This window comes from Chitinophaga sp. ARDCPP14, from assembly GCF_051362515.1.
In the GTDB taxonomy this organism is placed as follows: Bacteria; Bacteroidota; Bacteroidia; order Chitinophagales; family Chitinophagaceae; genus Chitinophaga.
Genome location: NZ_JBKIXB010000005.1, coordinates 513,748 through 529,254, shown reverse-complemented (window position 1 = coordinate 529,254; position 15,507 = coordinate 513,748). Strand labels below are relative to the sequence as shown.

At 49.2% G+C, this 15,507-nt stretch carries 13 protein-coding genes; 9 read left to right on the top strand and 4 right to left on the bottom strand.

Annotated features, from left to right (window positions below; translation table 11 throughout):
• The first annotated feature begins 8 nt into the window (after positions 1 to 8).
• The gene (locus ACLHR0_RS17045) at positions 9 to 626 is read left to right on the top strand and encodes a barstar family protein (protein WP_436488153.1); all 618 of its coding nucleotides are present in this window, start codon (positions 9 to 11) and stop codon (positions 624 to 626) included.
• A gap of 48 nt (positions 627 to 674) precedes the next feature.
• On the opposite strand, the gene ACLHR0_RS17040 is transcribed toward ACLHR0_RS17045, so the two are convergent.
• Both ACLHR0_RS17040 and ACLHR0_RS17035 read right to left on the bottom strand, forming a co-directional pair.
• On the bottom strand, positions 675 to 1,433 hold the full coding sequence (locus ACLHR0_RS17040; protein WP_436488152.1) for a zinc-dependent peptidase: 759 nt from the start codon (positions 1,431 to 1,433) through the stop codon (positions 675 to 677).
• Between the two features lie 29 nt (positions 1,434 to 1,462).
• On the bottom strand, positions 1,463 to 3,082 hold the full coding sequence (locus tag ACLHR0_RS17035; protein WP_436488150.1) for a M28 family metallopeptidase: 1,620 nt from the start codon (positions 3,080 to 3,082) through the stop codon (positions 1,463 to 1,465).
• Between the two features lie 205 nt (positions 3,083 to 3,287).
• Between ACLHR0_RS17035 and ACLHR0_RS17030 the strand changes: the two genes are divergently transcribed.
• From ACLHR0_RS17030 to rpiA, 5 genes are read left to right on the top strand one after another with little or no spacing between them, the layout of a single operon-like run.
• Positions 3,288 to 4,211 (top strand): dihydrodipicolinate synthase family protein, encoded by a 924-nt coding sequence (locus tag ACLHR0_RS17030; RefSeq protein WP_436488148.1) that lies wholly within the window; start codon positions 3,288 to 3,290, stop codon positions 4,209 to 4,211.
• Positions 4,208 to 5,797 carry an aldehyde dehydrogenase (NADP(+)) gene (locus tag ACLHR0_RS17025; protein WP_370907442.1) on the top strand — a complete coding sequence of 530 codons (1,590 nt, stop codon included), beginning with the start codon at positions 4,208 to 4,210 and terminating at the stop codon, positions 5,795 to 5,797. Before ACLHR0_RS17030 ends, ACLHR0_RS17025 begins: the two co-directional genes overlap by 4 nt.
• A 14-nt stretch (positions 5,798 to 5,811) precedes the next feature.
• Positions 5,812 to 6,813, top strand: coding sequence for a 4-hydroxyproline epimerase (locus ACLHR0_RS17020; RefSeq protein ID WP_370907441.1), 1,002 nt, complete (start codon positions 5,812 to 5,814; stop codon positions 6,811 to 6,813).
• A gap of 11 nt (positions 6,814 to 6,824) precedes the next feature.
• Positions 6,825 to 8,069 carry an NAD(P)/FAD-dependent oxidoreductase gene (locus tag ACLHR0_RS17015; protein WP_436488146.1) on the top strand — a complete coding sequence of 415 codons (1,245 nt, stop codon included), beginning with the start codon at positions 6,825 to 6,827 and terminating at the stop codon, positions 8,067 to 8,069.
• A 27-nt stretch (positions 8,070 to 8,096) separates the two neighbouring features.
• The gene (gene rpiA, locus ACLHR0_RS17010; protein ID WP_370907439.1) at positions 8,097 to 8,798 is read left to right on the top strand and encodes a ribose-5-phosphate isomerase RpiA; all 702 of its coding nucleotides are present in this window, start codon (positions 8,097 to 8,099) and stop codon (positions 8,796 to 8,798) included.
• Here rpiA and ACLHR0_RS17005 read toward each other — a convergent pair.
• Positions 8,764 to 10,047 carry an MFS transporter gene (locus ACLHR0_RS17005; protein WP_436488144.1) on the bottom strand — a complete coding sequence of 428 codons (1,284 nt, stop codon included), beginning with the start codon at positions 10,045 to 10,047 and terminating at the stop codon, positions 8,764 to 8,766. The two genes, rpiA and ACLHR0_RS17005, sit on opposite strands and share 35 nt — an antisense overlap.
• A 261-nt stretch (positions 10,048 to 10,308) precedes the next feature.
• On the opposite strand from ACLHR0_RS17005, the gene ACLHR0_RS17000 reads away from it, so the two are divergent.
• On the top strand, positions 10,309 to 10,500 hold the full coding sequence (locus tag ACLHR0_RS17000; protein WP_079472790.1) for a cold-shock protein: 192 nt from the start codon (positions 10,309 to 10,311) through the stop codon (positions 10,498 to 10,500).
• 199 nt (positions 10,501 to 10,699) lie between these two features.
• On the top strand, positions 10,700 to 11,419 hold the full coding sequence (locus ACLHR0_RS16995; RefSeq protein WP_436488142.1) for a hypothetical protein: 720 nt from the start codon (positions 10,700 to 10,702) through the stop codon (positions 11,417 to 11,419).
• Positions 11,420 to 11,869: 450 nt separating this feature from the next.
• Here the strand turns inward: ACLHR0_RS16995 and ACLHR0_RS16990 are convergent, their stop codons facing one another.
• On the bottom strand, positions 11,870 to 12,823 hold the full coding sequence (locus ACLHR0_RS16990) for a nitrilase family protein (protein WP_436488140.1): 954 nt from the start codon (positions 12,821 to 12,823) through the stop codon (positions 11,870 to 11,872).
• 120 nt (positions 12,824 to 12,943) lie between these two features.
• Here ACLHR0_RS16990 and ACLHR0_RS16985 point away from each other — a divergent pair, with 120 nt between their 5' ends.
• The gene (locus ACLHR0_RS16985) at positions 12,944 to 15,184 is read left to right on the top strand and encodes a helix-turn-helix domain-containing protein (RefSeq protein WP_436488138.1); all 2,241 of its coding nucleotides are present in this window, start codon (positions 12,944 to 12,946) and stop codon (positions 15,182 to 15,184) included.
• Positions 15,185 to 15,507 lie beyond the last annotated feature (323 nt).

The following is a 15,507-nucleotide window of genomic DNA, read 5'->3' as shown; positions in this document are numbered from 1 at the left end:
CCAATAATATGAGCATTAAACAACTTAAAATAAATGTGAATGAGCCAGTTTCTAAGTGGCATGATTTATTAATGAATAACAGTTATGCTAATGACTTTATTTTATTTGAAACTGACCAAGATAGGTTAATTTGGTTTATGACAAACTATACTCAATATTTGGTTCGAAAGGGTGCTAACGAGGTTGTTCCACTATATGGGAATGCTATTAATAGTTTAGAGACTTTTATTTATCAGGTGAATTTAAGCCTGCCAGTAGGCTACCAATTAGGTCCAAGATTGGATGCACTTTATGACTTGTTGTTAAATTTTGAAACAGAGCCAGAGAGGAGATTTATTATTTGGAATGATTCAAGTTATTTGTTCAATAATAATAAAGCTGATTTTGAAAGTATTTTTGAAAAATTGATAGTAGCTGCATATTGTAATAGGAATGGGATTTCAACTATGAAGGAAGATGGAACACGTTATAAAGTCGATCAAAGAAATATATTCATTTTTAATGATAATAAGTTAAAAGACATAAGAGATTTATTGGATAAAGAATATTTTATCCCATCAATAGATGAGCAATATCAATTAGATAAGATTTTGGACTTCAATTTAATTGAATTAATTGAAATATAAGGAGACAGAAAGCCGCAGATATTTTGCTGCGGCTTTTCTTATATTCCCTCACCCCTTCCCCACAGGATCCTGCCTGAATATCCTTACCAGCATCCCATACAACTCCGGGTGCTTCTCCGCCAGCAAATCCGGCCGTTCAAAAAAGTACTCCGATATCACTGCAAAAAACTCCGCTTCATTCATCGCGGCATAAGGGTTGATATCCGTATGCCCTTCTGAAATCTCCTGGATCGTTTGATGCACCAGTTTCATCCACGGAATGCTATAGCTGTGATCCAGTAGTTTACTCGGGAAGCCGTCAATGACGCCATCAGTTTTATCCAGGAGGTGCACAAATTCATGAATAGCGGTATTGTTTTTATCGGTTACATTGGAGAAGCCTTCCCGCAGCGCGGAGCGGGAAAGGATCATTTGTCCATTCAGTGTGCCGCTGCCTACCATGCCGAGGATGTTACGGCGATTGCCTTCATACTGGTAAGTTTCGTCGAAGGTGTCGGGGTAGAGGATTACGTTGGTAAGATTGAAATATTCCCAGTCTTTGAATCCGAAGATGGGGATGATGGCGCTGGCGGCTACCAGCACGCGGTCCAGCGGTTCCACTTCGGTGCCTACGCCTTCTATGCTGGTTCTTTTGAGGAAGCGTTGCAGCATGCCTTCAAAGCGCGTTTTTTCTGCTGGTTGCAGCTGCTGGTAGTAGCGTACATGTTCTTCTAACAACGACTGGTACCCTTCAGGTACCGCCGTTTTCTTCCCTTTCCTGCGGCCGTACATATTTTGAAAGTACAGGAACAGGATGAGTCCTATCATTATCAATCCGAATAAAACCATGTCTGTAGTTATTTTCTGTATGCTTTAAACTCTGAACCTTTCTTCCATGCAGGGAAACTGCTTTCATTGCTGAGGTGGTAGCCTACGTCAAATAAGAGGCGGATATCTTCTACCATGCCGTCCATGTTCCAGGTGGCGGCATTAAATTCATCGGTAGGGGAGTGGTAACGTAAGCGGTTATACGCAGCTGTCTGTTCTTTCCCCCAGCCGGTTTCATGGCCTATGGCATCGTTGCCCGGACCGATATACAATCCCGGCACGCCCTTTTTGGCGAAGTTGAAATGGTCGGAGCGGAAAAACCAGCCACCTTCAGGATTGGCTTCGGGCATGGTGATGCGGCCTTGTTTTTGGGCGGCGCGCAGCGCGTATTCGTCCAGTTCCGATTGACCGAAACCTATCACCGTGATGTCGCGGGTACGGCCAAACGTATTGAGTACATCAAGATTGATATCTGCTACGGTCTTCTCCATCGGGAACACTGGATGCGCCGCGTAGTATTCCGATCCCAGCAGCCCTTGTTCTTCGCCGGTAACGGAAAGGAACAGGAGGGAGCGTGCCGGGCGCTGTGGCAGCCTGGTGAAGGCTGTGGCCAGTTCCAGCAGTCCTGCGGTGCCGGTGGCATTATCTACGGCGCCGTTGTAGATAGAGTCGCCTTTAACGGGCTCGCCTATACCAAAATGATCCCAGTGGGCCGAATATACGACGCATTCCTGCGGGCGTTTGGCGCCCGGCAATACGGCCAGCACATTATGCGAGGTAGATTTTTTAATACTATTATTGATAACGAGAGATGTTTGCAGGTGGAGGTCTACCGGCTTGAAACCTTTTGTCCTGGCCTGCTGCATAATATCAGGTGCTAGGCCGGCCAGCTGGAAGATCTTCTTTGCAGCATCCAGTGTGATCCATCCTTCCAGCGCGGTACGATGCATATTGTTGTTGGCGGTTTGCAGGTGCAGCTTGGAGTTTGACCAGCCGCTGCGCACTACCTTCCAGGGATAGCTGGCGGCGGCGGTTTCATGGATGATGATCACGCCGGCAGCGCCTTGCCTCGATGCCTCTTCAAATTTATAGGTCCAGCGACCGTAGTAGGTCATGATGCGGCCTTTAAACAGCGTGCTGTCGGCAAAGCCGGGGTCGTTGATCATTACAATCACCGTCTTTCCTTTTACATCCAGCCCTTTATAGTCATTCCAGTTATATTCCGGCGCTACAATACCATAGCCGGCAAATACAAGTTCGCTGGTGGGAATGGTTACCTGCTCCTGCACGCGGCGGGTGGCGGCCACAAAGTCTTCGAGGTATTGCAGCGATACTTCACCTCCGGCACCTTTTATTACCAGGTTGCCGGCGGGCTTGGAACTGATAGACACCATCGGTACTTCCTGGAAATAGCTGTTGCCATTACCGGGCTTTAACCCCAGCTGCTTAAACTGTGCCGCCAGGTATTGAATGGAGCTGTCTTCCCCGCGGGTAAAGGGCTTGCGGCCCTCAAAGGCGTCGGATGCAAGTACGCTGATGTGCCGTGCAAAATCTGCCGGGTTAATAGCTTTGATGGCCGTTGAATCCTGCGCTTTCAGTCCCATACCGGGGAAAAGCGCCGCAAGCGCCAGTATGATAGGTACTTTCAATGTTTTACGGTTTATTCAGGGCAAAAATTAGCGGACTTAAGCTAGATTTCCAAAAAATAGGTGAGTTGATAATATGCGGATATTTTTTAAATTTCGGTAGAAGATGAGTTTTTTCGGTTAAAATCTGCGTAGTATTGATTAATTACAGCAGCGTGCTATCGGGCCTCCACGGCTATTTTTGTTGACATAAAAAAGATAGGAAAAAATGGCAGCAATTAACTGGCAAGGCGTATTTCCCGCACTGCTCACCCCTTTTACTGCGGATGATCATATTGATTATGAGATGTTCGACAAAAACCTGCAGGCACAGATCGATGCAGGCGTTAATGGTATTATCCTCGGCGGCTCGCTGGGAGAAGCCAGTAGTTTACTGAACGAAGAAAAGTATGCGCTCGTAAAACACGCAGTGGCTTTTCTGGCTGGTAAAGTACCGGTAGTGATGAATATTGCAGAGCAAACTACTGCTGCAGGTATCGCCTGCGCGAAAGCCGCAGAGGAAGCCGGTGCAGCAGGACTGATGCTCCTGCCTCCCATGCGCTACAAGGCAGATGACCGCGAAACAGTGGCCTACTTCCTCGCTATTGCAGGCAGCACTTCTTTGCCAATTATGATCTACAATAACCCGGTGGATTATAAGATCCTCGTCACACTGGATATGTTTGAAGAATTGTCGAAAGCGCCCAACATCCGGGCCGTGAAAGAATCTACCCGCGATACTACCAACGTAACCCGCATGATCAACCGCTTTGGCGATCGTTTCAGTATCCTCTGCGGCGTGGATACGCTGGCGCTGGAATGCCTGGTACTGGGTTCCAATGGTTGGGTAGCTGGATTGGTAGATGCCTTCCCCCGCGAAACAGTTGCTATCTATCGCCTCGTGAAAGCCGGCCGCATCGCGGAAGCACTGGCCATCTACCGCTGGTTTATGCCACTGCTGGAACTGGACATCGATCCTAAACTGGTGCAATATATTAAACTGGCAGCCACTGCTACGGGTATCGGCACTACGAATGTACGCGCACCACGACTCATACCACAGGGCGCCGACCTGGCCTACGCGGAAAACGTAATAGCAACAGCACTGGCTGTACGCCCGCAACTACCGGATTATTTAAAACTCCCTGCATGATAACAGGCAAAAATATTATCGGCTTCACGGCGGCTGCTACGGGAACGGATACACTTCGTGCATACGATCCCGTTAGCAATGCCGCCCTGCCGGAAATGTTCGCAACAGCAACAACAGAAGAAGTAAACCTGGCAGTAGAAAAAGCCGCTACGGCTTTTAAAACATACCGCCAAACTTCCCCGGAACAACGGGCCGTATTCCTCGAAGCCATCGCAACGGAAATACTGGCCATCGGCGATCCGCTGCTGGAAAGGGCCGTAGCGGAATCCGGACTCCCGCTGGCCCGCATCACCGGTGAACGTATGCGCACAGTGAACCAGCTCCGCCTCTTCGCAGCAGTGCTGCGTGAAGGCTCCTGGGTGGAAGCCATCATCGATCCGGCCCAACCGGAACGTACCCCGCTACCGCGGGCGGATATCCGAAAAATGCTGGTGCCATTGGGCCCCGTACTCGTATTTCCTGCCAGCAATTTCCCGCTGGCATTCTCTACTGCCGGAGGCGATACCGCATCCGCACTGGCTGCCGGTAACCCCGTTATTGTCAAAGCCCATGAATCTCATTTAGGCACCAACGAACTGGTGGCTTTCGCTATACAGAAAGCAGCCCAATCCTGCGGTATGCCCGATGGCGTATTTTCCAGCCTGAATGGCCCGGGCGCATTGCTGGGACAACAACTCGTAAAACATCCCGGCATTAAAGCCATCGGCTTCACCGGCTCCTTCAAGGCAGGCACCGCTATCTTTGATGCAGTGAACCAAAGAGCAGAGCCTATCCCCGTGTACGCGGAAATGGGCAGCATTAACCCCGTACTGCTGTTACCCGGCAAACTGGCGGAATCCGCGCAACAAACAGCACAACAGTATGCGCAATCTATCACGCTGGGCACAGGGCAGTTCTGCACCAACCCCGGTCTCCTGGTAGCACTGGCCGGCGATGCCACGGAACAATTCGTGGTGGCATTGCAAAAGGAGTTGGCTTCCATCAACGCCGGAACCATGCTCAATCCCGGTATCTGTTATCACTATTATGAAAACAGGGACCAGCTGTCGCGCCGCAAAGGAGTACAAACCCTGTACGCCGGCAAGCCGGAAAAAGACGCTACCAAAGGCTCTCCGGCGCTCTACCGCGTAGCGGCGCAGGATTTTATAACCAATGAAGAACTGCAACAGGAAGTGTTTGGCCCCGCGTCATTACTGGTAGTATGTAAAGATGCTACGGAGCTGACAAAGTTGTTATTACATTTACACGGTCAGCTAACCGGTACTGTAATGGCTACGCCTACGGACTTGTTAGCATATGAAGAAGCCGTGGAAACCCTGTGCCAGAAAGTAGGCCGCGTTATTTTAAATAATGTGCCTACCGGCGTGGAACCCGGTTACGCCATGCATCACGGTGGCCCGTTCCCTGCTACCACGGATATACGAAGTACCTCTGTGGGCGCATCGGCGATCATTCGTTTTGCACGACCGCTGTGTTTCCAGGACTGGCCGCAGCAGCTGCTTCCGGATGCCCTGAAAGATGAGAATCCCTTAGGTATCTGGAGAAAAATAGATGGTCAGCTGACAAAGGACACCGTTAGTCGTTAAAATATTAAATGCTTATGTCGACCAAAACATTTTTTTGTATAGATGCGCATACCTGCGGCAACCCGGTTCGACTGGTTGCCGGCGGCGGCCCGGTGTTGAAGGGTAACAACATGATGGAAAAACGCCTGCATTTCCTGCAGGAGTTCGACTGGATCCGTAAAGGGCTCATGTTTGAGCCCCGTGGCCATGATATGATGAGCGGCAGTATCCTGTATCCACCCACTGATGAAGCAAACGATACAGGCGTATTATATATTGAAACCAGCGGCTGCCTGCCCATGTGCGGCCATGGTACCATCGGTACCGTTACCATCGCCATTGAACAGGGCCTGATCATCCCGAAAGTCCCCGGCCAGCTGCGACTGGAAACACCAGCAGGACTGGTACTGGTCAGCTACGTACAGGAAGGAAAGAAAGTGAAATCAGTAAAGCTCACCAACGTAAAATCTTTTCTCGCTGCAGAAAACCTGGAAGTAATGTGCCCCGATCTCGGCATGCTGAAAGTAGATGTGGCCTATGGCGGTAACTTCTACGCAATAGTAGATCCGCAGGAAAACTTCAAAGGACTGGAAAATCATACCGCGGATCAACTGGTATCCTGGAGCCGGGAACTACGGAAAAGACTAAACGAAAACTATTCCTTTGTGCATCCGGAAAATGAGCACATCAAAGGATTAAGCCATATTCTCTGGACCGGCGCCACCATTAGCCCGGAGGCAACCGCGCGCAATGCGGTGTTTTACGGCGATAAAGCCATCGACCGCTCACCCTGTGGCACCGGCACATCCGCAAGGATGGCACAGTGGCACGCCAAAGGAAAACTGAAAGCAGGCGACCGCTTTATCCATGAAAGCATCATCGGCTCACAATTCACCGGCACCATTGAAGCAGAAACCACCATCGGCGGCAAACCCGCTATTGTACCGGGCATCGAAGGCTGGGCAATGGTAACCGGCTATAACACTATTATACTGGATGACGACGACCCGTATGTACACGGATTCCAGGTGATCTAACTTATTAAAACATGAAAGCAATCGTCATCGGTGGTGGAATTATTGGTCTTTGTACCGCTTATTACCTGAACGAAAGCGGTTGGGATGTAACTGTACTCGATAAAGGAGATTTCAGTAACAACTGCTCCTATGGAAATATGGGCATGATTGTACCCAGCCATTTTGTACCACTGGCAGCACCAGGCATTATTTCACAGGGAATCCGGTGGATGTTTAGCAGCAAAAGCCCTTTTTACGTGAAACCTTCGCTGAACAAACAACTGGTCAGCTGGGGCCTTAAATTCATGAAAAGCGCTACGGCAAAGCATGTAGAAGCCTCCGCGCAGCCGCTGCGGGATATTAATTTACTCAGCCGCTCGCTGTACACATCGCTGGCGCAGCAGCCCGGGTTTAACTTCGGACTGGAACGGAAAGGCATTATCATGTATTATAAAACAGCGGCTGTTGCGGAAGAAGAAGCGCACCTTGCAGCGCAGGCCAATACCATGGGACTGGACGCTGTAGTGCTGGATAAAGCCGCTCTGCAGGCGCTGGAGCCACAGGTGCAGCTGGATGTGCTGGGCGGCGTACATTATCGTTGCGACAGCCATCTCTATCCCAACGACCTGATGCAGCAACTGAAACAATACCTGGAACAAAAACAGGTACAGTTCCTGCCGCAGCGCGAAGTAACAAAGATCAAAACCAATGGTAATAAAGTAACAGCCGTAATAACCGGGCAGGAAACACATGCCGCAGATGTGTTTGTATTGGCAACCGGCTCCTGGAGCCCTGCTGTAGCACATCTGGCAGGCGAACGGCTGCCCATGATGCCCGGCAAGGGATATTCCGTTACCCTGGAGGCGCCATCCGTAAACTTAAATATTCCGGCCATCCTTTGCGAGGCAAGGGTAGCACTAACGCCAATGGGTAATCGTTTGCGTTATGGCGGCACTATGGAAGTAGCGCCGGTGAACGACCAGGTAAATATGAACCGTGTGGCGGGGATCGTGGATTCCGTGAACTGTTATTTCACAAATCTCCCTATACAAATACCTAACAAAAATCAGGTATGGAGCGGTTGCCGCCCCTGTTCACCGGATGGCCTGCCCTATATCGGTTACGCGCCCTCTCATACAAATCTGCTCATGGGTACAGGTCATGCTATGATGGGCCTCAGCCTGGGCCCCGCTACGGGCAAGCTGTTGGCGGAACTGGCCAATAACGCCAATACCAGTATGGATATTGCTGCATTTTCTCCCGCAAGATATCGTTAGCTAACAGCTAATAGTTATATTTGTTCCATGCAAACAGATATCGGAAAGAAAGCAGCAGGCGAAAAAGCCGCTGAGTATATTAAGCCTGGTATGACCGTTGGTTTGGGTACCGGGAGCACCGCATATTATACAATTCTGCGTATAGGCGAGTTAGTTAGGGCCGGCCTTGAAATAAAGGCAGTAGCTACCTCTGCACAGTCAGAGCAGCTGGCTGTTGAACAGCAGATCCCCCTGGTGGATTTTGAAAAAATTGAAAAGATAGATATTGATATAGATGGGGCAGATGAAGCCGATGCCCAGTTGCAACTGATCAAAGGAGGAGGCGGCGCATTGCTGCGGGAAAAAATTATTGCAGCAGCTTCCAAAGAAATGCTGGTGGTGATAGACGAAAAAAAATTCGTGAAGCACCTGGGCAAATTTCCTTTACCGGTAGAAGTGGCCACCTTTGGATGGGAGCTTACCTTCAAACAACTGGCAGCGCTGGGAGCCCATCCCGTATTGCGTTTAAAGGATAATAACCGCTTTGTAACAGATAACGGTAATTATATCCTCGATTGTCATTACCAGAAAATACACAATGCGGCCGCGCTGCATACACAGCTGAATAATATTCCCGGCGTAGTGGAAAATGGTTTATTTCTCCACTACGCCAGCCGGCTGATTATCGGTAACGCCGATGGCACCGTCAGGGAGATCACGCATCCCTATCAAGCAAAGACGTCTTTTTAGTATCCCGCGAAGTGGCGTATACCAGCAGCGAAATAAAGATGCAGATGGTTACATACCAATAGTACAGCGGTTCATACCCAATCTTTTTAAAGTACAACGCAATAGGTTCTGCCGTGCCGCCAAACAGCGCCACCGTAATGGCATAGGGAAATCCAACACCTAATGCCCGCACCTCTGCGGGGAACATTTCCGCTTTTACCACGGCGTTGATAGAAGTATACCCGCTTACGATCAGCAGCGCCATTAAAATAAGCAAGAAGGCCGTCCACTCGGAGGCCGCATGGCTAATCCCCGTGAGAATAGGAACGGTAAACAGCGTCCCTAACACTCCAAAGCCGATCAGTAAAGGCTTCCGCCCATAGATGTCTGAAATCCAGCCGAAAAGCGGTTGCAAAACCGCGAAAATAAGCATGAGGAAAAAGGTGAGGGTAGTGGCGTGTTCTATTGTAAGATGTACGGTGTTTACCAGGAACTTCTGCATATAAGTGGTATAAGTATAGAAGGCCAGGGTACCGCCCATCGTTAAGCCTACCACCGTCATCACTGCCCGCGGGTGCTTTTTAAACAGCAGCTTCAGGGAGCCTTTATCTTTTGTTGCTTTTATTTTTTCGAAAGAAGTTGATTCCTGCATATGCCGGCGCAGGTACAGCGCAAAAAATGCCAGCGCGGCCCCGATCACAAACGGAATACGCCATCCCCATTCATGCAGCTGCTCAGGTGTAAGGAATACCTTTTGCAGCAACATCTGCACGCCAAGCGCTACCAGTTGCCCGCCTATGAGCGTTACATACTGGAAACTGGAATAAAAGCCCCGCAGGTCCTTTGTGGCAACTTCACTGAGATAAGTAGCGGAAGTGCCGTATTCACCGCCTACGCTGAGGCCCTGTAACAGGCGCGCTATCAGCAGCAGTGCGGGCGCCGCCAGGCCAATGTTGTTATAGGAAGGGGTAAATGCAATCAGCAGGGAACCAAGCGACATCAGGAGCACCGACAGCGTCATAGAGGCTTTACGCCCCTGTTTGTCGGCAATGCGGCCAAACATCCAGCCGCCGATAGGCCGCATCAGGAAACCCACCGCAAATATGGCCGCCGTATTAAGCAGCTGTGCCGTATAACTGCCCTTCGGAAAAAAGACCGGCGCAAAATAAAGGGAAAACGTGGCGTAAATGTACCAATCGTACCATTCTACGAGGTTGCCGGCAGACCCGGTTAATATGGCTTTAATTCGCCATGCGTCAGGATGTTTCATATAGAATGCGAAAATATATTTTAATACGGAATTATGAGCCAGGAGGCCATGGTGGCGAAGAAAAAGTTGAAAAAAAATTAGGGTTGTATTCTGGAAAACACCTATCTTCGTATTGCTTCTTAAGGATAATGTATTGCAATTCTGTTGGTAGATCACCTCTCACATTCAGCTTTTTCTTACAGTCTTTCTTCTAGTTGCCCAGGTAGCCGCCTGCTGTAATAATAATGGCGAGAACACGTTCACAATTAAATATTAAATATAATGCAAACAGGTGTAGTAAAATTTTTTAATGAAGCTAAAGGTTTTGGATTCATTAAAATCGAAGGTTCAGGACAAGAAATTTTTGTTCACGTATCTGGTATCAAAGAAAGCATCGGCGAAAATGACCGCGTAGTTTTTGACGTGGAAGAAGGTAGAAAAGGCCCGAATGCTGTTAACGTAAGACTGGCATAATTTATTTTATAATAGTTCTTTATAAACCGCGCTGGCTTTGCCAGGGCGGTTTTTTTTATGCATAAACTTTTACGCATAAAACAGGAATGAACAGCCCCTTGCCTGTTCATTTTGTTCACTCTCTTTCCGGTGTCCTGCCAGCCAGCCTGTTTTCGTATTTTTAAGGAAACAATTTTTAAGAAAACAGGTGTATTAAACAATGGCAAAACAAACAGGTATCGTCCTTTTTACCGGTAAGCTGGAAAACCAGGTAGGTTACCGGAGAAATGGCAATTATTTTATCCGCGCAATGGCGCAAACAGTGCGGCAAACCAGCGCTACCAGGCGGTCTGCCCGGGAGTTTGGCATGGCCAGCCAAAAGGGAAGGCTGATCCGGCATGCCATCAGTCCGCTGTTGGATATGATACCGGACAATACCTGCGTAAACCGCCTCAATAAAGCACTGATCAAGGCCGGTAATAACCGCCTGCAGGATCTCGAAGGGTTTCGCTTCAACAGGTACACCCCGGTGTCACAATTTTTTTGCCGGCAGCCGCAGTTAACGCCCGCAGGAAGCTGGGATATACCCGCACAGGAGCTGCTTCCCCAGGGGAGTGCCACACACCTCCATCTCACCGCCATCGCTGTCCGCATCAGCTTTCTACAACGGCGCATCATCAGCAGCCGTACCAGTACCGTCACCATCGACCTCCATAAGCCTTTCAACGGCACAATACTCGATAATCACCTCCGGGGCAATGGCGCCCTGTTGCACGTTTTACAAATAATTACCTCCGAAGACGGGGCTATATTGGCGAACCGCCGCAATTCGGCCGCCGATATCATGCACGTGGTACCCGCGATAACCGGCAAACAAAAAATCGCCAAAACCCTTACTGCCAGTACAGTTCCTGATCAAGTCCACGTCACCTCCACGTGAACTCCGCCTTTACTCCATGTCATCCCCATTCCCACCGTATTTCCTATCCCATCGCCACGTAATATCCCTGCTATAGCCATGTATATCCAATAACAGTCCCTTTCTCGCCGGAATAATCAAATCAGTGAAATCAGCGTAATAAGTTTAATCCTGCTCCAAGACAATTTAAAAGCGCCGAAGGCGCCCGGCAATCCCCACCTCCGGGAAATAAAAAACCGCTCCACAAGGGAACGGTTCTCTTATACAAGAAGCTAAAAAACGGGTTATCTTAAAGCTTTGTAAACGGTGTAAATGAGTTGCAAAGATAACCGGTCAGCCGGATTTGCCGCTTTTATTTATGGCCGGTCAGCCAAAACCCGCAACCAATCGTGTTTTTTTATTTGTATGATAATTTAGTTTAAATTATCAAGTCCGGGAACCGTCGCTCCGGAACGCTTATCCATCGCGCCTTCACGGTTTTTCCTGGAGCCATACTACTTTTTGCACCGGCGTATGCGCCGCCGCAATCACTTCTCCATACAAATCAGGACGGCGTGCCAGTCGATACCGGTACCCACCGGCCTCGGTCAGCTTATTTCGTGTAAGCGTAGCCGTTACTACATCATTGTCCAGTTTCCGGCATTCTGCTATCACATCACCAAACGGATCAATGATCATAGAGCAGCCGTTTTTCAACTGGTCGTCGTCCATACCGATAGGATTGGAGAAAACAGCATACACCGCATTATCATACGCACGCGCCGGCAGCCACTTCATCAGCCAGGAACGGCCCTTCATGCCGTCAAATTCCAATCGCAGCGAAGTAGGATCTTCCCGGCGTTTTTCCCACAGTGCCGGATCCACGAAACCCGCGCCGGGCCGCGTAGATGGCGTACACATAGTTACATGCGGCATGAAAATGATTTCTGCACCCAGCAGGGCCGTTGCGCGTACATTCTCTGTAATATTATTATCGTAACAAATCAATATGCTGCATTTCCATCCCCTCAGGTCAAAAATTACATATTCATTTCCCGGTTGTAAATGCGGATTGATAAACGGATGCAGCTTGCGGTACTTCGCCACCAGCCCGTTTTTATCTACACATACATAGGCTTTGAACAGGTTATCGTCCGCATCTTTCTCAAATAATCCCGCCAGCACGGCAATATTATTTTCAGCGGCAATATCCTGTAATACCTTGATAGACGGGCCATCAGGGATTATTTCCGCCAGCTCCAGCATCAGCTCCCGCGACAAACTCCTGGCAAAGGTATATCCTGTCACTGAACACTCGTGAAAGGCCACTGCATCTGCACCATCAGCGGCAGCCTGCCGCGATAACTCCCGGATAACCCCCAGGTTATACGCTTTATCATTGCTCCTGTTTTCAAATTGCGCGGTAGCAATTTTCAGATCGTTCATATGAGAAAATTTTTTTGTTGGCAGAAAGTAAAACGAAGATACTTTACATTTGGTTACACGCAATATCTCCGCTATTTTCGCCGCTTTTTCTGTATATTCGCCCTTTCAATTTAACAGCAAATGCCCCAACCGGATAATACAAATACTATCTTTCACCTGGCGGCAGATTTCATAAACCACACACACCGCCATATCTTCCTTACCGGTAAAGCCGGTACAGGGAAAACTACGTTCCTGAAATACATCAAAGAACATACGCGTAAAAACACGGTAGTAGTAGCGCCTACAGGAGTAGCCGCTATCAACGCCGGTGGTGTTACCATGCACTCCTTTTTTCAGTTGCCCTTCGGACCCTTTATCCCCGGCACTAAAAGAGGATTTGGAATGGATGAAATCAGCAGTACAGATAAACACGGCCTGTTCCGCAATATTCGTTTTACCAACGATAAAAAAGTATTGCTGCAGGAAATGGAACTCCTCATCATCGATGAGGTAAGCATGGTGCGCTGCGATATGCTCGATGCTATCGATGTGATCCTCCGCCATTTCCGCAATAAACCACTGCTGCCTTTTGGCGGTGTGCAGGTATTGTTTATCGGAGATCTGTACCAGCTCCCGCCGGTAGTGCCCGACGCGGAATGGCGGATGCTCTCGGAATATTACAACAGCACCTTTTTCTTTGCGGCCAAAGTAATAGAACAGGCGCCGCCACTGTATATCGAACTGAAGAAAATTTACCGGCAGAATGAACAGCATTTTATTGATGTGCTGAACAGGATCCGCAATAATGAAGTGCTGCACGAAGACCTGCAGCTGCTCAATGAACATTATCAGCCGAATTTTACGGGACAGGATGAAGAATACATCGTACTCACCACCCATAACCGGAAGGCCGATGAAATCAATGCCAGGCGCCTGGCAGATATGCCCGGAAAAGTATATCGCTTTGAAGGAAAGATAGAAGGGGATTTCAGCGATAAGGCATTGCCCACGGAATTACTGCTGCAACTGAAAATAGGCGCGCAGGTAATGTTCCTCAAAAACGACCTGGCACAGCCACGCCGCTATTACAACGGCAAAATTGCCACCGTAAAGGAAATTAACGACGAAGAAATTGTACTGGTGCTGGCAGGCTCCCATGAAGAGCTTAAACTGGGAAAGGAAACCTGGCGCAACATCCGCTATTCCTATAACCAGGACGAGAACAGCATCGAGGAAGAAGAGATCGGCAGCTTCACCCAGTTCCCGATACGGCTGGCATGGGCCATCACCATCCACAAAAGCCAGGGACTTACCTTTGAACGCGCCATCATCGACGCAGGATACGCCTTTGCACCCGGACAGGTATACGTGGCGCTGAGCCGCTGTACTTCGCTGGACGGACTGGTACTGCATTCCCGCATCGGGCACGGCAGCATCAGAACAGACCGCCAGGTGATTGAATTCGCAGAAAAGGAAAACGAAGCCAATGAACTGGTAGTGCTGCTGGAAATGGAAAAGAAGAAGTTCCAGGCCACGTCCCTGCTGCAGCTGTTCGACTGGTACCGTATGCAGGCCACCATCCGCAGCCACGCCGTATGGATCCAGGATAAAAAGATCCCCGACTTCGATGCCGCCATTAAACTCAGCCGCGCCATGTCTGCCAAAGTAGAACAGCAGCAGGAAGTAGCGGCCAGGTTTGTGACACAGCTGCATCAACTGCTGGACACCGCCGTGCAAACAGGCGAAATGGAACAGCTGAAGCAACGCGTAAATAAAGCCATCGGCTACTTTACCCAAAGCATTTATGAAGACCTCATCCAGCCTTTGCAGGCGCACATTGCTGATGTGAAGAAAGCAAAGTCGAAAAAATATCTCCTCCAGCTCATGGCCCTTGAAGCCGATTGCTGGAACAAGCTGCGTCACGTTTGGGAAGTATCTTACGCGGACCTGGATTTTACCACCGGCCTTAAAGACTACACCAAACTCAGAGATGCAGATGCTGCTGCCGCCGCAGCACCTGCCGCCGCCGCAAAGGAAAAAGCCGCCAAAGGCAAAGTGGAAAAGGGCAGCAGCCGTCGCGGCACCCTGGAACTGTACCTCGCCGGTAAATCTATCCCCGACATCGCCACCACACGCCAACTCGCTGTCAGCACCATTGAAAGCCACCTGGCCCAATGCGTGGAAGCCGGCGAAATGGACATCAACCGCTTTGTTACAGAAGGCACCATGCGCCTTATCCTCCGCCATATTGGCGAATTAGGCGCTACCGCCGCAGGCCCCATTAAGGAAAGGGTTGGCGATGCCGCCACCTTCGCTGAAATCCGCGTGGTCCAGTGGTACCTCAAAAAGAAACAGGAAGAACAGATTATGAACGACTAGGAGGTTGTCTTACTCAGGATTACGCTGATTTTGCTGATTTATTTGATTTTACTTTTTGGATTTTTAAATGATTTTAAAGATTATGGGAGATATGAGCGAAAATATCCGCTTATATCTCCCATAATCATTTATAAATCCAAAAAGTAAAATCAAATAAATCAGCAAAATCAGCGTAATCCTGAGTAAGACAACCTCCGCACCGCGCCGAAGGCGCGCAACAGGACAGACCGGGTTGCCACTCTCCAAACACTGCTTTAATTTGTATCAGTGAAAAATAAGCCAGTAACCGGTAAAAAAGAGGTAGGATTACTGTCAAGTTGCCC